This window comes from Picosynechococcus sp. PCC 8807, from assembly GCF_001693295.1.
Classification (GTDB): domain Bacteria; phylum Cyanobacteriota; class Cyanobacteriia; order Cyanobacteriales; family MRBY01; genus MRBY01.
The window spans coordinates 2,540,774-2,560,242 of record NZ_CP016483.1; the positions used below are offsets into that span (position 1 = coordinate 2,540,774).

Annotated in this window: 14 protein-coding genes; 8 read left to right on the forward strand and 6 right to left on the reverse strand. The window is 51.3% G+C overall.

The genetic code is table 11. From position 1 onward, the window contains the following. Positions 1-86 precede the first annotated feature (86 nt). Positions 87-2,015, forward strand: a complete 1,929-nt coding sequence (dnaK, locus tag AWQ24_RS12340) for a molecular chaperone DnaK (RefSeq protein WP_012308014.1) — start codon at positions 87-89, stop codon at positions 2,013-2,015. A gap of 86 nt (positions 2,016-2,101) precedes the next feature. Here the strand turns inward: dnaK and AWQ24_RS12345 are convergent, their stop codons facing one another. Then, positions 2,102-3,679, reverse strand: a complete 1,578-nt coding sequence (locus AWQ24_RS12345; protein WP_065716986.1) for a hypothetical protein — start codon at positions 3,677-3,679, stop codon at positions 2,102-2,104. A 104-nt stretch (positions 3,680-3,783) separates the two neighbouring features. On the opposite strand from AWQ24_RS12345, the gene AWQ24_RS12350 reads away from it, so the two are divergent. After that, complete coding sequence (locus AWQ24_RS12350; protein WP_159457019.1) at positions 3,784-4,236, forward strand: helix-turn-helix domain-containing protein; 453 nt, start codon at positions 3,784-3,786, stop codon at positions 4,234-4,236. Between the two features lie 133 nt (positions 4,237-4,369). Next, positions 4,370-6,178 carry a translation elongation factor 4 gene (lepA, locus tag AWQ24_RS12355; protein ID WP_012308017.1) on the forward strand — a complete coding sequence of 603 codons (1,809 nt, stop codon included), beginning with the start codon at positions 4,370-4,372 and terminating at the stop codon, positions 6,176-6,178. A 66-nt stretch (positions 6,179-6,244) separates the two neighbouring features. Here lepA and katG read toward each other — a convergent pair whose 3' ends face one another. The 4 genes from katG to ppk1 all read right to left on the reverse strand — a co-directional run bounded on the left by katG (position 6,245) and on the right by ppk1 (position 13,235). Beyond that, a complete protein-coding gene (gene katG / locus AWQ24_RS12360; RefSeq protein WP_315862307.1) occupies positions 6,245-8,467 on the reverse strand; it encodes a catalase/peroxidase HPI in 2,223 nt (740 codons plus the stop codon). A gap of 161 nt (positions 8,468-8,628) precedes the next feature. After that, a complete protein-coding gene (locus tag AWQ24_RS12365; protein WP_065716987.1) occupies positions 8,629-9,492 on the reverse strand; it encodes a universal stress protein in 864 nt (287 codons plus the stop codon). A gap of 15 nt (positions 9,493-9,507) precedes the next feature. Further along, positions 9,508-11,001 (reverse strand): SulP family inorganic anion transporter, encoded by a 1,494-nt coding sequence (locus AWQ24_RS12370; RefSeq protein WP_065716988.1) that lies wholly within the window; start codon positions 10,999-11,001, stop codon positions 9,508-9,510. 77 nt (positions 11,002-11,078) lie between these two features. After that, a complete protein-coding gene (gene ppk1, locus AWQ24_RS12375) occupies positions 11,079-13,235 on the reverse strand; it encodes a polyphosphate kinase 1 (protein ID WP_062435799.1) in 2,157 nt (718 codons plus the stop codon). 70 nt (positions 13,236-13,305) lie between these two features. Between ppk1 and AWQ24_RS12380 the strand changes: the two genes are divergently transcribed. The 3 genes from AWQ24_RS12380 (at position 13,306) to aqpZ (ending at position 16,455) form a co-directional block, all read left to right on the forward strand. Next, positions 13,306-14,436: a lipopolysaccharide assembly protein LapB gene (locus AWQ24_RS12380; protein WP_065716989.1), complete on the forward strand. Its 1,131-nt coding sequence runs from the start codon at positions 13,306-13,308 to the stop codon at positions 14,434-14,436. After that, positions 14,433-15,554: an LptF/LptG family permease gene (locus AWQ24_RS12385; protein ID WP_030006909.1), complete on the forward strand. Its 1,122-nt coding sequence runs from the start codon at positions 14,433-14,435 to the stop codon at positions 15,552-15,554. The genes AWQ24_RS12380 and AWQ24_RS12385 overlap by 4 nt, the downstream gene beginning before the upstream one ends. A 145-nt stretch (positions 15,555-15,699) precedes the next feature. Beyond that, the gene (aqpZ, locus tag AWQ24_RS12390; RefSeq protein WP_065716990.1) at positions 15,700-16,455 is read left to right on the forward strand and encodes an aquaporin Z; all 756 of its coding nucleotides are present in this window, start codon (positions 15,700-15,702) and stop codon (positions 16,453-16,455) included. 113 nt (positions 16,456-16,568) lie between these two features. Here the strand turns inward: aqpZ and AWQ24_RS12395 are convergent, their stop codons facing one another. After that, positions 16,569-16,769, reverse strand: coding sequence for a hypothetical protein (locus AWQ24_RS12395; RefSeq protein WP_012308025.1), 201 nt, complete (start codon positions 16,767-16,769; stop codon positions 16,569-16,571). A gap of 240 nt (positions 16,770-17,009) precedes the next feature. Here AWQ24_RS12395 and glyA point away from each other — a divergent pair, with 240 nt between their 5' ends. Beyond that, positions 17,010-18,293 (forward strand): serine hydroxymethyltransferase, encoded by a 1,284-nt coding sequence (gene glyA / locus AWQ24_RS12400; protein ID WP_065711720.1) that lies wholly within the window; start codon positions 17,010-17,012, stop codon positions 18,291-18,293. Positions 18,294-18,406: 113 nt separating this feature from the next. Continuing rightward, positions 18,407-19,468, forward strand: a complete 1,062-nt coding sequence (locus tag AWQ24_RS12405) for a glycosyltransferase family 4 protein (protein WP_012308027.1) — start codon at positions 18,407-18,409, stop codon at positions 19,466-19,468. Position 19,469 lies beyond the last annotated feature (1 nt).

A 19,469-nucleotide genomic window follows, 5' to 3' on the forward strand; every position in this document is an offset into this window, starting at 1 on the left:
AACCTAGAATATCTAGTCGTCATACTTGCACCAATATTTGAAAGTCTTATTCAAGTTAAATCGCTGATCTTTGGAGTCACACTGCTATGGGAAAAGTCGTCGGTATTGACCTCGGAACCACCAACTCTTGCGTATCCGTTATGGAAGGCGGTAAGCCGACTGTAATCGCCAACGCAGAAGGATTTAGAACTACCCCCTCCGTCGTTGCCTACGCCAAAAACGGAGACCTGCTCGTAGGGCAAATCGCCAAGCGTCAAGCCGTGATGAACCCTGGCAACACCTTTTACTCCGTGAAGCGTTTCATCGGCCGCAAACACAGTGAAGTCAGCAACGAATCCACCGAAGTTGCTTACAAAGTAGAACGCGACAGCACCGGCAACGTCAAAATTGATTGCCCCGCCAAAGAGAAAAAATTCGCCCCCGAAGAAATCTCTGCCCAGGTACTCCGCAAGCTGATCGAAGATGCCAGTAAGTACCTCGGTGAACCCGTTACCCAGGCTGTTATCACTGTTCCTGCATACTTCAATGACTCCCAACGTCAAGCCACTAAGGACGCCGGGAAAATCGCCGGGGTAGAAGTGCTGCGGATTATCAACGAACCCACCGCGGCCTCCCTGGCCTATGGTCTAGATAAGAAGAGCAACGAAACGATCCTCGTCTTTGACCTTGGTGGTGGAACCTTCGACGTTTCCATCCTGGAAGTCGGTGACGGTGTCTTTGAAGTTCTCGCGACTTCCGGTGATACACACCTGGGTGGGGATGACTTCGACAAAAAGATCGTTGATTTCTTAGCCGAAGAATTCCAACGCACCGAAGGCATTGATCTCCGCAAAGACAAGCAAGCCCTCCAACGTCTGACCGAAGCTGCTGAAAAAGCAAAAATCGAACTGTCTAACGTTACCCAAGCGGACATCAACCTCCCCTTCATCACCGCGACCCAAGATGGCCCGAAGCACCTTGACATGAGCCTAACCCGGGCAAAATTTGAAGAGCTTTGTGCTGACTTAATCGACCGCTGCCGCATCCCCGTTGAAAACGCGATCCGTGATGCCAAACTCGACAAGTCTGCCATCGATGAAATCGTTCTCGTTGGGGGCTCTACCCGAATTCCCGCCGTGCAAGATGTCGTTGAGCGCGTGCTGGGTAAAAAGCCCAACCAGACTGTGAACCCCGACGAAGTTGTGGCGATCGGTGCGGCGATCCAAGGTGGCGTCCTTGCGGGTGAGGTTAAAGATATTCTCCTCCTCGACGTTACGCCCCTATCTTTGGGTGTAGAAACCCTCGGTGGCGTGATGACCAAGATTATCCCCAGAAACACCACCATCCCGACCAAAAAATCAGAGGTCTTCTCCACCGCTGTTGATGGTCAAACCAACGTTGAAATTCATGTTCTGCAGGGTGAACGGGAAATGTCCAAGGACAACAAGAGCCTTGGGACCTTCCGTCTCGATGGCATTCCGCCGGCTCCCCGTGGTGTACCCCAGATCGAAGTAACCTTTGACATTGATGCCAACGGTATCCTGAACGTCATGGCGAAAGACAAGGGCACTGGTAAAGAACAATCCATCAGTATTACTGGTGCATCGACATTACCGGATGACGAAGTAGAACGGATGGTTAGCGAGGCAGAGGCCAATGCCGCAGCAGATAAGGAACGCCGCGAAAAAATTGACCGCAAGAATCAGGCAGATTCCCTCGTTTACCAAGCTGAAAAGCAACTCGAAGAGCTCGGTGACAAAGTGCCCGCCGACGACAAGAGCAAAGCTGACCAAATGATTAAAGATCTCAAGGAAGCGGTTGCCCAGGAAAATGATGAGAAAATCTCGACGTTAATGCCGGAACTGCAACAGTTGCTCTACACCATTGGCAGCAACATCTACCAACAAGCTGGTGGTGATCCTTCCGCTGCAGGCTTTGACCCGAATGCGGCAGCGGGTGGCGCTGCGCCCGGTGGTAGTGGCGGCAACGATGGTGGGGACGATGTCATTGATGCAGAGTTCTCTGAAACCAAGTAAGTGATCGCCATTGTGATTTCAATCGTATTGGCAATGTAAACAAACAGCGGGGGTAAGTGATTTACCCTCGTTTTTTATGGGTGAATTTAACGGGTCATCTGCCGCAGGGCACGGGTTTGTTCCAGAATGTCTTCGACATCTTCTTCAGAGAGTCTCTCAACGTAATTAATTTTGACTTCTTCGAGGAGGTCATTGATCAGTGATTCCATTTGGGCGAGGCTTTCTTGGCCTTGGATCTCGGAGGTGATGCTGCTGGTGAGTTGGGTTAAGAGTTCTTCGAGCAGTTGTTCAAAGACGGGGTCTTCTTCGAGGACTGCTTTGAGGGTATCTGCGGTGACTTGATAAAGTTGATGGGAAAGTTGTTTGGCCAGGGTGCCTTTAAGATCGCCAATGCCGGGCAGCATCTGTAAGCCTTGGTAGGCAGGGGACATGGAAATGACTCGATCCAGGGTATGGCGAATGACGGCTTCGGCCTCGGGCTGAATTTTGGGTAAGACTTGGTGGACTAAGAGGTTGGCCATGAGCTTTGCGAGCTCGACGGGTTCATTGATGTCATTTAAATCGACATATTCTCGGCTGGTGGTTTGGGCCAAAAGAGTGGCAAATTCACCCCGGTGGATGGAGCCTTGGATTTGATTGATAATCCGAATGACAACGACTTCGGTAATATCTTCGGCGATGCCAGCAACAAAACCTTGACTGGCTTGCTTTTGGATTGCGCTGAGATCAATAAGGTCGGCTTGATTGAGACGAACGATCACAGGAATCACCCGTAACCAACGGAAAAGAGGAATCAGCAGAAAGATATCGTACCAACGCCAGAGCATGGCATCAAACCAACTTACGCCTGTGCGACGCCGACTGATGTACCAACTCCGGGCCAGAAATTCGAGGAGGAAAGCGAGAAAGAAGGGAAAATCGAGAATGCCAAAGTTATCAATGTATTTGCCATTTTCACCAATGGGACGGAAATAGTTGGTTTCTAGGAGGGGTTCGATTTCGCGTTCGTAAAAGTTGAATTCTTCACGCCAGCCATTTTCTGAGAGATATTCACTGCTCCAAAAGAGTTGAAAGGCGTCTTTGGAGGAGGCAGAGGCATCGCCAAAAACGTGACGACGCATCCGGTTTTTAATCTTCTCAAGGGTGCCTGTTTTGTTGGCGATTTCAAAGGGATTGGTATCCACCATCTCAACGCTCAATTCCCGGAGTTCAGCAAGGATGGCTTCTTGTTCTTGGTTGTAGCGGCGGAGTTGGGTGGTGATGTCTTGGCGATCGCCAGAACCAACAATGCCACTACCCGAACCCGTCGAACGGAGAGTTAGATCGTTAATTTGCTGAATTTTGGTTTGCAGATCTTCGACCCGTTGGAGATAGTAGGCGGTGTCTCGATTTTCTTCGATACCTTTTACCCAGTCATAGGCGTGGGTTACATTAACCGGGAGAATGCGCACCGGCTCGGCGGGAAATTTCCATTCATATTTAGCGATGCGTGCGTAAAATTGAACTCGGCCCTGTAACCAGAAATTACGCAGGGGGATGTAACTCAGGTCAAAGAGGACTAACACCAAATTAGCAGAGGCCAAGAGAGCCATACCCCGCTCAAAAAGCAGACTGGTACGATTACGTTTGGCACGGCCGGGTTGTCTGCGTGGTGCAATAGTCATGGTAAATTAAGGGCGATTTTTTGTGAATTTTGAGCAGGATTGAATCAAATTTTCAATTTATTTTATCGGGTTCTATGGGCAGGCGGACTAAATATAAGGTGTGTTTGAGCACTGAACAACGGGAAAGACTCTGGGCGATCGCCCGTAATGGATACCAACCAGCCAAGAAAATGCTCCATGCCCGTATTCTACTCATGGCCGACCGCGCTCACCCCGACGGCAACTGGCAAGATCAACAAATCGCCCAGGCCCTGAGCGTTCATCCCAACACCGTCGCCCGTGTCCGTAAACTTTTTGTCAGCGACGGCGAAACCCAAGCCCTCGGCCGTAAACCCAGGGCGCACCCGCCGATCAAACCCAAACTCAGCGACGCTAAGATCGCCAAACTCCTTGCCCTCTACCACGGTGGGCCACCTCCCGACCATGACTATTGGTCTCTCAGTCTCCTGGTACGAGAACTCAAAGCCCAAAAAATTGTCAAACACATTTGTCGCGAAACCGTGCGTAAAATTCTCAAAGAACAGGGGATTCGCCTCAGTCGCCGCAAACGAGCCTAAATCCCTCGTTAACTTTCCAGAAAATTCTCTCCAAATTCGTGGCAATCCTGATTCCTTCCCTCGTCTTTCCGCGATGAAGGCTCCCTTCATTAGTTAAAATAAGTAAAGTTTTTCAAAAATTAGTGGATCTTCCATGACTGACGTTCCTGTCTCTCGTATTCGTAATTTTTCGATCATTGCCCACATCGACCACGGGAAATCAACCCTGGCAGACCGAATGCTCCAGGACACCCAAACAGTGGCGCAACGGGATATGAAAGAACAGTTCCTCGACAACATGGAACTGGAGCGGGAACGGGGAATCACCATCAAGCTCCAGGCCGCACGGATGCGTTATGTGGCGAAGGATGGCGAAGAATATATCCTCAACCTCATCGATACCCCAGGCCACGTTGACTTTTCCTACGAAGTATCGCGCTCCTTGGCCGCCTGTGAAGGGGCGTTACTGGTCGTAGATGCCTCCCAAGGGGTTGAAGCCCAGACCCTTGCCAACGTTTACCTCGCCCTGGACAACAACCTAGAAATTATTCCCGTTTTAAACAAAATCGACCTGCCCGGTGCTGAACCTGATCGAGTTACCGAAGAAATTGAAGAAGTCGTTGGTTTAGATTGCACTGACATTATTCGAGCTTCCGCCAAACAGGGCCTCGGCATCAACGATATTTTAGAGTCCATTGTCCAACAGGTACCGCCCCCGGCCGATACCATCGATCAACCGTTGCGGGCGCTCATTTTTGACAGTTACTATGACCCCTACCGTGGCGTAATTGTTTATTTCCGGGTGATGGATGGTGAAGTTAAAAAAGGCGACAAAGTGCGCCTGATGGCCTCCAAAAAAGAATATGAAATCGACGAACTGGGCGTCCTCGCACCAAACCAAGTGCAAGTAGACGCTCTCCACGCCGGAGAAGTAGGCTACTTTGCGGCGGCGATCAAATCCGTTGAAGACGCACGGGTCGGCGATACGATCACCTCCGCTGTCCACCCAGCACCAGCACCGCTACCGGGTTACACCGAAGCGAAACCGATGGTTTTCTGCGGTCTTTTCCCCACCGATGCCGACCAATATTCAGATCTGCGGGACGCTCTCGATAAATTGAAACTGAACGATGCGGCCCTTTCCTTTGAGCCAGAAACTTCCAGCGCCATGGGGTTTGGTTTTCGGTGTGGCTTCCTGGGCCTCCTCCACTTAGAAATTGTCCAGGAACGTTTGGAGCGGGAATATAACCTTGATTTGATTACAACGGCCCCTTCGGTGGTGTATCGAGTTACCACAACGGATGGGGAAGTGATGGAAATTGATAATCCCAGTCAATTACCAGATCCCCAAAAACGAGAAAAAATCGAAGAGCCCTACATTCAAGTGGATGTCATTACCCCGGAAGAGTTTGTGGGCACCATTATGGATCTGTGCCAAACGCGACGGGGCATTTTCAAGGACATGAAATATTTCACCGAAAGTCGCACGAATATTATCTATGAATTGCCCCTGGCGGAGGTGGTGACGGACTTTTTTGATCAGTTAAAGTCTCGCACCAGGGGTTATGCCAGCATGGAGTATCAACTTATTGGCTACCGAGTCGGGCAGTTGGTGCGCTTGGATATTTTAGTAAATAAAGATTCGGTGGATTCCCTCGCGATGATTGTCCATCGGGACAAGGCCTACAATGTGGGACGGGCAATGGCCGAGAAGCTCAAAGAATTAATCCCCCGTCACCAGTTTAAGATTCCGATTCAGGCGGCGATCGGTTCTAAAATCATTGCCAGTGAGCATATTCCAGCCCTACGCAAGGACGTTTTGGCGAAGTGCTACGGTGGTGATATTTCCCGGAAGAAAAAGCTGCTCCAGAAACAGGCGAAAGGTAAGAAGCGCATGAAGTCGATTGGTACGGTCGATGTGCCCCAAGAGGCGTTTATGGCAGTTCTCAAGCTAGATCAGTAATTTTTTCTAAATCCCCACACTCACCCACTCAAAAAAGCGCGGTAGTGTGGGGATTTAACTCGGAAATCAAGCTAGATCAAAGCGATCTGCATTCATCACTTTTGTCCAGGCCGCAACAAAATCCTGGATAAATTTCTCGTTGCTGTCGTCTTGGGCATAGACTTCGGCATAGGCCCGCAGGATAGAGTTACAGCCGAAAACGAGATCCACTCGCGTGGCTGTCCACTTGACTTCACCGGTGTGGCGATCGCCAATTTCATAAAGATTCTTACCGGCTGGCTTCCAGGTATATTTCATATCCGTCAGATTGACGAAGAAATCATTGGTCAATGCGCCCTCGCGGTCTGTGAGCACACCATGCTTGGTGCCGCCATAATTGGTGCCCAGTACACGCATCCCGCCGACCAAAACAGTCATCTCAGGAGCGGTCAGTCCCATCAACTGTGTGCGGTCGAGCATTAATTCTTCGGGGCTAACCACATAGTCTTTTTGGAGCCAGTTCCGGTAGCCATCGTGGAGGGGTTCTAACACTGCGAATCCCTCTACATCGGTCATTTCCGCCGTCGCATCACCGCGGCCTGGGGCAAAGGGCACCGTAATCTCCACTCCCGCCGCTTGGGCCGCTTGCTCAATGCCAACATTGCCTGCCAGAACGATTACATCTGCGACACTGGCTCCAGTCTCGGTGGCGATCGCCTCTAGTACTGGCAACACCTTAGCTAGACGTGCTGGTTCATTCCCTGCCCAATTCTTTTGGGGAGCCAAGCGAATTCTCGCGCCATTTGCCCCACCGCGTTTGTCTGAGCCCCGAAACGTTCTCGCACTGTCCCAGGCTGTACAGACCATTTCACTAACGCTTAAACCACTGGCCGCAATTTTGTCCTTAACCGCTTGCGGATCGTAGTCCGTCTTGCCCGCCGGAATTGGATCTTGCCACAATAAATCTTCCTGGGGTACATCCGGGCCAATGTAGCGGGACTTCGGCCCCATATCCCGGTGCGTGAGTTTAAACCAGGCCCGGGCAAAAGTTTCGGCAAAATAGGCTGGATCTTGGTAAAACCGCTCAGAAATCTGTCGATAGTCCGGATCCATTTTCATCGCCATGTCGGCGTCGGTCATAATCGGGCTAAGGCGGATCGATGGATCTTCAACATCAACGGGCTTGTCTTCTTCTTTGATATTGATCGGTTCCCATTGCCAGGCTCCCGCTGGGCTTTTTTTCAGTTCCCAGTCGTAGTTGAGCAATAGTCGAAAATAACCGTTGTCCCATTGGGTGGGATAGGTCGTCCAGGCTCCTTCAATGCCGCTAGTGACGGTGTTACGACCAATGCCACGTTGGGTCTTATTCAGCCAACCCAAACCTTGGTCATCGAGGTCGGCGGCTTCGGGTTCTGGGCCGAGTAAGGTTGCATCCCCATTACCATGGCACTTACCCACGGTATGGCCGCCAGCAGTGAGGGCGACGGTTTCCTCGTCGTTCATCGCCATCCGCGAAAAAGTGATCCGAATATCATGGGCTGTTTTGAGGGGGTCTGGATTACCATCTACACCTTCAGGATTGACATAGATTAAGCCCATCATTACCGCAGCTAACGGATTTTCTAAATCCCGCTCACCGGAATAGCGACTGTGGGGGTTATCACTGGGAGCCAGCCATTCTTTTTCTGAACCCCAATAAATATCTTTTTCGGGATGCCAGATGTCCTCACGGCCAAAGGCAAAGCCAAAGGTTTTTAGTCCCATGGACTCATAGGCAATGGTGCCAGCATAGGCGATTAAATCGGCCCAACTCAATTTATTACCATATTTCTTTTTGATCGGCCAGAGGAGGCGACGGGCCTTGTCTAGGTTGGTGTTGTCGGGCCAAGAGTTGATCGGGGCAAAACGTTGATTACCCGTCCCAGCACCGCCCCGACCGTCTGCGATCCGATAGGTGCCGGCGGCGTGCCAAGTCATCCGAATCATCAACCCACCGTAATGTCCCCAATCTGCGGGCCACCAGTCCTGGCTGTCTGTCATTAGTGCATGGAGATCCCGCTTGAGGGCATCAACATCAAGGGTTTTGACTGCATCTTGATAATTAAAATCTGCGCCCATTGGGTTGGTTTTGTGGTCATGCTGGTGCAGAATGTCCAGATTGAGGGCTTTTGGCCACCACTCCATGTTTGTCGCCATGCTGCTCGTGGTCAGGGCACCGTGCATTACTGGACATTTGCCGCCGGTGTTCGTGATGTGGTCATGCATTAATAATTTCCTCTTGCGAGTCAACACAGAGATACTTGTTGCCATGGTTGGTCTCACAATGGTGGTAATCCCAAGCCATCACCCTGGCCAACAGCCAATCCCTGTGCACTACATAACTAGAAATTATAGGAATGATTCTTTTGTAATGTCCCAGATGATACTTTTATTTTTACTTTCTGGAGTGTTCCTCGGAGGTCGGTAAACAGTTAGCGATAAACGAAGACGGGAATACGACTGCTCCGGAGGATTTGGGCGGTGGTGCTGCCAATGACGAAGTGGCGAATGCGGCTATGGCCATAGGCGCCAATCATTAACAGGTTTATTTTGGCTTGGTCACAGAATTGGGCGATCGCCGTTTCGGAGTTGCCTGGAACAAGATGGTAATGGGCCTCAATGCCAGCGGCGCTCAGTCGTTGCTTGGCCTGGGCAAGGCAGGGATTTGTCGTGGCATCACCGGGTTTTTTCGTGACGGTCAGCACATGGATTTCTAAGGCTTTGAGGGCGGCACATTCACTCAAAAAGTCGAGGAGTTTGCGGCAACTGGGACTGTCATCGTAGGCGATGAGGAGGCGATCAATGGGTTGAAATTCGCGGGAAGTGACCAGGCAGGGTTTATGACTCGACCGAATCAGACGCTCTAAATTAGCTCCGAGGTGATCGGGGGCGATATTTTCTGATTCCCCTCGCTTGCCCAAAATAATCAGATCAGTATTTTGTTCTAGGTGTTGGAGACAATCAATAAAATAGCCCACTTCATGGAGGAGTTTTGCGGGGGGCTGGCCAGCAGCGGTGAGGGTTTCCTGGGCTTCTTGGAGAATTAATTTTGCCCGTTCGTGGTCGAGTTTTGCTTTTTCATGTTCAAGGGCGACCAAACGTTGAAGGAGACTTTCAGACGTTCCCAGGCCAATGCTGCCACTAAAATTACGGGCATCGGCGGCAGCCCTACTCCGGGCATCGGTGACATGGAGTACGTCGATGGTGGCCCCCAGGCGATCGCCAAACCAAGCGGCATATTGATAATTGCTCTGGGCAAAGTTAGAGCCGTCGGTGCATAACAAAATTCGTTGCATGGTTTTTCAAGCTTTTCAAGAAACGTCTACGGGGGCCGGGGTCACTTTCGCGGTGTGTTTTTTACTGTAGGTGGCCAGCTTATCTACCAGTTTCGCACTTTCAGCGTTGAGGCCCAGCAATTCCACCTCGGCCCCGGTGCGGTGAAACTTCGCCACGATGCGGTCGAGCATTTCCACAGCCCCTTGATCCCAGAGGTGGGCGGCGCTGAGATCGATGACGACTTGATCAACGACTTCTTCAAAATTAAAGGCGTCAAAAAATTCTTCCTTAGAGACAAAAAAGATTTGCCCCCGGACAGTATAAACATGGCGATCGCCCCCAGCTTCCACCCGCTTGTCCACCAAAACAACCTGGGCAATCTTATTGGAGAAAAAGACCGTACTCATCACAATGCCCGTCGCGACCCCCAGGGCAAAATTGCGGGTCAGAATAATTACCGTCATCGTCGCCAGCATCACCATGGATTCACTGCGCGGCAGCCGGGACAAATTTTTGAGAGAAGACCAGCGGAACGTGCCAACGGAGACCATGATCATAATTGCCACCAAAGCCGCCATGGGCATCTGTTGAACCCAATCCTGGAGACCCAAAATCGCAATTAACAGAAATATCCCCGCACACAGGGTCGATAAACGGCCCCGACCACCGGATTGGACATTGATCACCGATTGACCAATCATGCCGCAGCCCGCCATGCCGCCAAAAAAGGCCGTGAGAATGTTGGCAAAGCCCTGCCCCTTCGCCTCTTGGTTTTTATCACTGGGGGTATCGGTCAACTCATCCACCAGGGAAGCCGTTAAAAATGAGGCCAGGAGACCGACAATCGCCAGGGTGATTGCGTAGGGAGAAATAATCTGCAGCGTTTCCCAGTTCAGGGGCACCTGGGGTAAACGGAAAAAGGGCAGGGCCGTGGGCAGTTCGCCCATATCCCCCACCGTGGGAACGTCTAGATTTAAGGCGATCGCCGCCACCGTCATCACCGCCAAAGTCACCAAGGGTGAAGGCACCACCGTCGTCAGCCGGGGCAAACCATAGATAATCACCAGGGATAACGCCGTGAGAAGATAAACCATTGGCGATTTCCCGATCAGTTGGGGCAGTTGGGCCAAGAAAATCAACACCGCCAAAGCATTCACATAGCCCAAGACCACCGCCCGCGGCACATATTTCATCTGGCGGCCCAGTTTGAGGAACCCAAAGATCACCTGAATCACGCCCGTCAAAAGGGTCGTCGCAAACAAATACTCCAGGCCATGATCTTTCACCAGATCAATCATCAACAGCGCCATCGCTCCCGTGGCCGCCGAAATAGAACCGGGTCTGCCCCCCAAAAAGGCTGTCATCACCGCAATGATAAACGAGGCATATAAGCCCACCTTTGGATCAACCCCAGCGATAATCGAAAAGGCGATCGCCTCTGGGATCAACGCCAATCCCACCACTGCACCAGCCAGAATATCCGCCCGCACATTGGCAAACCATTCCCGTTTTAAAACGCTTAAATTCAATGTGTCTCCGTAACAAAAAGTTTAAGCCAAAAGCGTTAGGATGCTACCACAGAATTTGAAACGCGCGACAACGAAAACTAATCCAAGCTGTCCTGGAGAGCCATCTGCATCAAAATATCGTGGGTGCTGTCGCTGTGGCCATCGGCATGGGGTTCTTTTTGGTGGTAATGGCCGTCCTGCTGGAGCTGCCAAGATAAGCGGTTATCGGACAACATAATTCCCAGGATCTCGTTGAGATCGCCAATTAACTTGGGATCCTCTACGGGGGTCACCGCCTCCACCCGACGACTCAGGTTACGGGTCATCCAATCGGCGCTACCGATGTACATTTCCTCAGCCCCATCGTTTTGGAAATAGTAAATGCGCGAGTGTTCCAGGAACCGCCCAATGATACTGATGACGCGGATATTTTCACTGAGGCCCTCGACGCCGGGACGGAGACAACAGATCCCCCGCACAATCAGATCAATTTCCACCCCCGCTTGGGATGCCCGATAAAGGGTTTGGATCATTTCTAGATCGACTAGGGAGTTCATTTTCGCGACGATCCGTCCACTGCCGCCATTTTTGACATGGGCAATCTCTCGCTCGATCATTGCCACCATGCGAGACCGGAGGGTGACGGGGGCCACCAATAACTTACGGTAGGAACTTTGGCGGGAATAACCCGTGAGGAAGTTAAACAAATCCGTGAGATCTGCTCCCAAATCCTCACGACAACTCAGTAAGCCTAGATCCGTATAGAGGCGGGCGGTTTTCGGGTTGTAGTTGCCGGTGCCAATGTGCACGTAGCGGCGAATTTTTTTCTCTTTCTCTTGGCGTACCACCAGGACAATTTTGGTGTGGGTTTTTAGCCCAGCCAGGCCATAGACCACATGAACGCCTTTTTGTTCGAGGGTTCTGGCCCAGTTAATATTATTTTCTTCATCAAAGCGGGCTTTTAACTCGACCAATACCGCCACCTGTTTGCCATTTTGGGCGGCTTCGATGAGGGATTGAATAATCGGTGAATCACCGGAAGTCCGGTAGAGGGTCATTTTAATCGCCAGCACATCGGGATCCTTCGCCGCTTGGGTAATGAAAGCCTGAACGGTGGCAGAAAAAGAATGGTACGGATGGTGCAAAAGGCGATCGCCCTGGCGAATCAACTCAAAAAAATCCGACTCAAAATCTTCCGAAGAACGGCTCCCCTTCCCCGCATCAAGCCAAGCCGGGGCAGTGGGGGACCAGGGTTTGTCCTTGAGGTGCTTGAGGGGCAAACCGAGGAATGTAAACAAAGAATCTAGACCAATTAAACCCTCTACTTCATAGACATCAATGTCCTGGAGATCCATTTCCTTGATGAGCATTTGCCGCACATCTTCCGGCATGGAATGGTGAATTTCAAGGCGCACCACGGAACCGCTAAACCGCCGCTTATGTAACTGTTCCTCGATGGCAATCATCAAATCGTCGGCTTCGTCTTCTTCCACCGAAAGAGACGCATTGCGAGTGACCCGAAAGGCATAGCACTCCTGGATATTCATCTGGGGAAAGAGGGTATCCAGATTGTGGGCGATCACCTGTTCGATGGGCACCCCCACCCAAATCACTTTTTCTTGATCGGGGTAATAGCAAAGCTCTGGGGGTAATGTGACAAACCGGGGGAAGTTCCCTGGCACCTTGACCCGGGCAAATCTTTCTTGTTCTTCGTTTTCTGGTTCTTTAATCACCACCGCAAGGTTTAAGCTGAGGTTAGAAATGTGGGGAAATGGGTGACTCGGATCAACGGCGAGGGGCGTCAGGACGGGGAAAATATGCTCCTGGTAAAAGTCATGGAAATAGTTCCGTTGTTCCCGGTTGAGGTCGAGGTAGTCAACGAGGTGAATTCCTTCCTGGGCGAGGAGGGGCTTAAGGGTGTGTTGAAAATGCTGATCCTGGAGTTGGACGAGGGGTTTGAGGCGTTCGTAAATATCTTGGAGTTGTTCGGCTGGATTGCGCCCATCAAAGGAGAGTTTGCTGACCCCGGCCTCCACTTGTTGCTTCAGTCCGGCAACCCGCACCATGAAAAATTCGTCGAGGTTATTGCTAAAAATGGCGAGAAATTTGAGGCGCTCTAGCAGTACGTTGCGGTCGTCCAATCCCTCACTGAGAACGCGGCGGTTAAATTCAAGCCAACTGAGTTCCCGATTAAAATAATATTGCGGATTATCGAGGTCAGTTTTGAGTTTACTGGCGGTTTTCGCAGAGGACATATACTTTTTATGCAGAGGATCGAAACTGTGACGGGAAGCCTTTCTCGCCATTGTTAATAGAGTAAACCCCATGACCAATTGTTATCGCAAACTTTTGCTTTTTCTTAGCCTCAGCTTAATGATGGGGGCCGGGCAGGTTTCGGCGACATCTCTGGTAGGGCCAATTCAAGATCCTTTACTCCCAACCCAGCAGGGCGATCGCCCTTTGAGTGAGTCCCAGGTAGCCCAACTAACCCAGACAATCATCACCCTAGAGGCCGAGGGGTTCGAGCAATGGGCCGCGGGAAATAAAGAGGCGGCTTTTTCTCGGTGGTGGCGGCAACTGCGGTTACGGCAAGTCTTACCGGATCGCCAAGCCGAAGTGGAAAGCCTGGGGCGGATCGGGGCGATCGCCTGGGAAGATAATCAAACGGAGCCAGTACGCATTATTACCGAACGTTTGGTGGCCATCGAACAACAAAATTTTCCCCAAGACTATAATCTCCTGCTGCCCCTGGCCACGGCCTATGAACAAATTCGGGATTCCCAACGGGCGATCGCCCTCTATCGGCAGCACCTAGAGACCCTCGAAGATCCCTACAAACCAGAAATTTTGCGCCTAATTACCCAATTGGCCCTAGATTGGTTTAACACCAAGGCCGCCCTCAATGCCCTAGAAGAAATCGCAACCCTCAACGCCCTCACGGACGCAGACCGGGAACAACTCGCCGCCCTCTACGAGCAAACCCAGCAGCCCGAAAAGGCGATCGCCCAGCAACGGCAACTCACCGCTGTTTATTTCCAAGCACAAAACTTGCCCCGACTGATCCGCACCTACCAACAAATCGCCGAAAATTACAGGCAACTCCAGGATTATCCCCAGGCCGTAAGCTTTAGCCGCGATGCCTTTACCCTCGCCTGGGAACTGGAGTATTTTGACGCCGCCGAAAGTGCCCTCACCCAGTTGGCGACCCTTTACCTGGCCCAAGAGAAAAACGCCTCTGGCCTCCAGGTCTATGAACAACTGATTACCGTCCAAGAAGCGAGCTATAACCGCTTTGGGATGATGGAAACCTACCGCACCCTCGGCACCCTCTATGAACAGGCGGGCCGCTACCCCGATGCCCTCGTTGCGCTCCAAAGGGGATTGGCGATCGCCAAAGAATTGAACCACAATATCAACGACTTCACCCAAGCCATTGCCACTCTGCCGCTTCAATGAAATCTTTGCTCAAAAATCTTGCCGTTTTAGACCGCTACATCATCGGTGAACTCAATCTAGCCTTTGCGTTTGGCTTGGGGCTATTTTCTGCCCTGGGAATCGCCGTCGGTAGTCTCTTTGATCTTTTGGCCCAGGTGCGAGAATCTCGGTTGCTCTTTGATGTGGCTCTGAAGGTCATGGCTCTGAAAATGCCGGAATTTATCGGTTTTGCCCTGCCGATGGCCGTTTTGCTGGCGACCCTCATTGTTTACAGTCGCCTCTCTGGAGACAGTGAAATTATCGCCCTCCGCAGCCTGGGGATTAGTGTCTATCGCCTCGTTTTACCGGCCCTCATTTTCAGTATCTTGGCCACAGCAATCACCTTCGTTTTTAAAGACCAAGTGATCCCCCTCGCCAATGCCCAGGCCACCCAAACCCTGGAACAAGCCTTTTTACAAAAACAAGCGCCCTTTCGAGATGAGAAAATTATTTATCCTGAATATGGCGAGGATGACGTCCTCAAACGCTTATTTTATGCGGCTGAATTTGACGGACAGCAGATGAAAGATCTGACGATCATCGACCGCTCCAACGGCAGCCTGAATCAAATTGTCACCGCCGATGCTGCTGGCTGGGATCTCGCCCGTAATCAGTGGAATTTTCAAAATGGCATTATCTACTTCATTGATATCGACGGCTCCTACCGCAATGTGCTGCGCTTTGACCGCCACCAAATTCAACTCAGCAACGAGCTACGGGTGGACGAAGAATTACCCAAACACGAAGATATGAGCCTAGCCCAACTCCAGCAGTACATGCAGACTGTCGCCGCTGACCCTGACCGGGATGAGGCTTGGTTGCGGAAGTTGCGGGTGCGGTTCCAAGAGAAAATTTCCTTTCCCTTTATTTGTCTCGCCCTGGGTGTGGTGGGAGCCGCCATTGGTTTGCGGCCCCAGAGTGCAGGGAAAGCCACCGGGTTTGGTCTCTGTGTGGGGTTAATCTTTGGGTATTATTTCCTCGCTTTTATGATCAGTTCCGTGGGCGTAGCTGGGTATTTGCACCCCATTTTGGCGGCCTGGTTACCCAACCTGATCGTGATGGCGATCGCCTCTGGTCTTGTGCTGCAAAGCGCGAAGTAAGCTCATTGCACAGCAATTTATCCTGGGCTGATTGGCTAGGCCTGAACGTAAATATCTTTAGTGAACTCTTATGACAAAAAAGCGCCTCTTCATTGGAGTTGAAAAGAAAATTGTGTATGTAGTCTATTTGTAATTGGCGACATACATGAAGAAATACATTGCAGAATTTCTAGGGACATTCTGGTTGGTTCTGGGGGGATGTGGCAGTGCTGTTTTTGCCGCCGTCGTCGCCCTATCCGACGCTGACCTTTCCAACGGGTTAGGTCTGGGTTTTCTGGGGGTTTCCCTGGCCTTTGGTTTAACAGTTGTGACTGGCGCCTATGCTTTCGGGCATATTTCTGGTGGCCATTTTAACCCGGCAGTTTCCTTTGGCCTATGGGCCGCCAAACGCTTTCCTGGGCATGAATTACTTCCCTATATCGTGGCCCAGGTGTTGGGAGGAGCTTTAGCTGGCCTTGTCATTTTGGTAGTCGGCAGTGGCAATGGCGCCTTAGACTTATCCGGCTCGAATCCCCTGGCTACCAACGGCTTTGGGAGTCATTCTCCAGGTGGCTATGGCTTACTGGCGGCTTTGATTACCGAAATTGTCATGACCTTTATGTTTTTGATGATTATTTTGGGTTCCACAGATCGCCGTGCCCCCGCTGGTTTTGCCCCAGTTGCCATTGGTCTTGGTTTAACATTGATTCACCTGATCAGTATTCCAATCACCAATACCTCGGTCAATCCGGCTCGGAGTACAGGCGTCGCTCTCTTTTGTGGCAACGTTGAATTAATCGGTCAGCTATGGCTCTTTTGGGTAGCACCTATTTTTGGGGCGATCGCCGCAGGATATGCCTACAGTGCTTTCTTTAGCGAAACAAAAGATATAACGGGTACTGGGGCACCGACGATCGCTTAGGCCTGTACCAGACATAATCTTTACCTGATATTTCCCCCATCGCTTGATTTTTCAAAACCTGGGGGATTTTTTATGGTCAATCTCTGGAATTAAGTTCGCTGGAGACAAGGAGCCTAATCGCCAACATCCGCAATCCGAAAACCCATCTGGCACTCATAGGTCGTCGCCACCTTGGGAAAATTGCCATTGATGAGATGGCCGCAACATAATTTGCCCTGGCGTACGCGGGGGGTGCCACTTTGATCGGCCATTAAACAGCCCTGGCATACTTGATCAGTGGGTAAGATCTGTCCATCCGTAAGGATCATCAACATCTGCGCTTGCCTCCCATGGGACCCAACAACCACTCTTGCTCAATTTTTATTGTAAAGGGAACTGCTGATAAATTCGTTAAACTTGCTACACTGCTTAACCTTGGGAGCCATAGCGCCATTCACCTAGTCCGGCCCGCCGAGGAATGTTTGTTAAAATTTTAGCGATGCCGATGGTGTAATGCGCCATCCGCAGGAAGTATTTTTAAATTTTATTTGCGATTGCGAAAGGAAGACCTCACCGTGACCCAAACTAACCTTGATTTCTTAGCCCAAACCGATAGCGTTGTTGCTGGGATGATTGCCAGTGAACTCAACCGCCAGCGGGTACACCTCGAACTCATCGCCAGCGAAAACTTCACCTCCCCAGCGGTGATGGCGGCCCAGGGTTCTGTCCTCACGAATAAGTACGCCGAAGGTCTTCCCAATAAGCGTTATTACGGTGGCTGCGAATTTGTCGATCAAGTAGAGCAAATTGCCATTGATCGCGTCAAGGAATTGTTTGGAGCGGCCCACGCCAATGTTCAACCCCACTCCGGCGCCCAGGCAAACTTTGCGGTGTTCCTAACGCTCCTAGAACCCGGTGACAAAATTATGGGGATGGACTTGTCCCATGGGGGCCACTTGACCCACGGTTCGCCGGTGAATGTGTCGGGGAAATGGTTTGAAGTGGTGCAGTATGGCGTTAATAAAGAGACAGAACGCCTCGATTATGATGAAATCCGCGAAATTGCCCTGCGGGAAAAACCGAAGCTGATCATCTGTGGTTATTCTGCTTACCCGCGCATTATTGAGTTTGATAAATTCCGGGCGATCGCCGATGAAGTAGGTGCCTATTTGATGGCGGACATTGCCCACATTGCGGGATTAGTCGCAACAGGCCATCACCCCAACCCAATTCCCCACTGCGATGTGGTGACGACTACCACCCATAAAACGCTCCGTGGCCCCCGGGGTGGTTTGATCATGACCCGCGACGCCGAACTGGGCAAGAAATTTGATAAGTCTGTGTTCCCTGGTAGCCAAGGTGGCCCCCTTGAGCATGTCATTGCGGGTAAAGCGGTGGCCTTCGGCGAAGCCCTCAAGCCGGAATTTAAAGCCTATTCTGCCCAGGTAATTGCTAATGCCCAGGCGATGGCCAATACCCTCGTCAGTCGTGGCTTTAAACTCGTTTCTAACGGGACAGATAATCACCTGATGCTTGTAGATATGCGCTCCATTGGCATGAACGGGAAGCGGGCTGATGCTTTGATCAGTGAGATCAACATCACCGCCAACAAAAACACCGTTCCCTTCGATCCTGAGAAGCCTTGGATTGGGAGCGGCATCCGTCTCGGTTCGCCAGCGATGACCACCCGGGGCCTCAAGGAAGTAGACTTTGCCGAAATTGCCAACATCATTGCGGATCGTCTGTTAAATCCCGATGATGAAGCGGTGAAACAGGATTGTCTGGGTCGCGTTGCGGATCTTTGTGAAAAGTTCCCCCTCTACCCCCATTTGCAGATTCCGGTAGCGGCGATCGCCTAAATTCTTTAATATCTTTTTAAATAATGGAAAGCTCAGGTTTAATGAAAAAGGTAACCTGGGTTTTTTCTTATTTCGGTTTTGCTCTACTCTCTCTGTTCTTAGCCAACGCCAATATGCCGAAGGAATTGTTGTATTTAGTCACGAGTCTAATCGCCCTGGTTGTGGTGCTGATTAGTACCCCCATTGTGAAAGCGATTGGCTTACGGAGTGGCCGGGTAGACCGACCCAACGAGCGGAAAGTCCATGACCGACCGATGGTGCGCTTGGGCGGCGTGGCGATTTTTATGGGCACCCTCGTCTCCCTAGGGACGGCTTGGCAGATGGATTGGTTCCCCCCTTTGTTTCCTGGGGAACAATGGCCGATCCTGGGGGTGCTGTTCGGGGCGATCGCCTTTTTTGGAATTGGCTTTGGGGACGATTTATTTGAATTAAGCGCCTTATCTCGACTGTTGATGCAATTCGTCGCAGCAGGCATCGCCTGGTTAATGGGGGTACAAATCGAATTTTTGACGATTCCGTTTACCGGGGAAGTGTTTTCTGTGGGCTGGTTGAGCCTACCTTTGACCCTAATTTGGCTCGTGGGCATGGCCAACGCGATCAATTGGATTGACGGCCTCGATGGTCTAGCGGCGGGGGTTTCGGGGATTGCGGCGGCGGTGTTATTGGTGACGACCCTCTATCTCAACGAACCCATGGTGGCTTTTATTGCGGCGGCCTTGGCGGGATCGGCCCTCGGCTTTTTGCGCTACAACTTCAACCCCGCCCAAATTTTCATGGGGGATGGTGGCTCTTATTTTATGGGCTTTACCCTGGCGGCGATGGGGGTGGTGGGCCTCGTGAAAACGACGGCGGCGGCAGCGGTGCTCTTGCCCTATGTGATTTTGGCAGTGCCCTTGATCGATATGACCACGGTGGTTTTTTCGCGGATTAGTAGCGGCTCTTCCCCCTTCAAACCAGATAAACGGCACCTGCACCACCGACTTTTGGCGGCAGGTTTTTCTCATCGCACTACGGTTCTATTTATCTATGGCCTTACCCTCTGGGCAGGGAGTTTGGCGATCGCCTTTTCGGGGCTCCCCAGCGGCACCCTCTATGCGGGGATTACGTCCCTGATTGTCGGGGTTTGGGGGTGGCAACTGTGGCGCAGACGCGATTTTCCCGTCCACCGCAAATAGT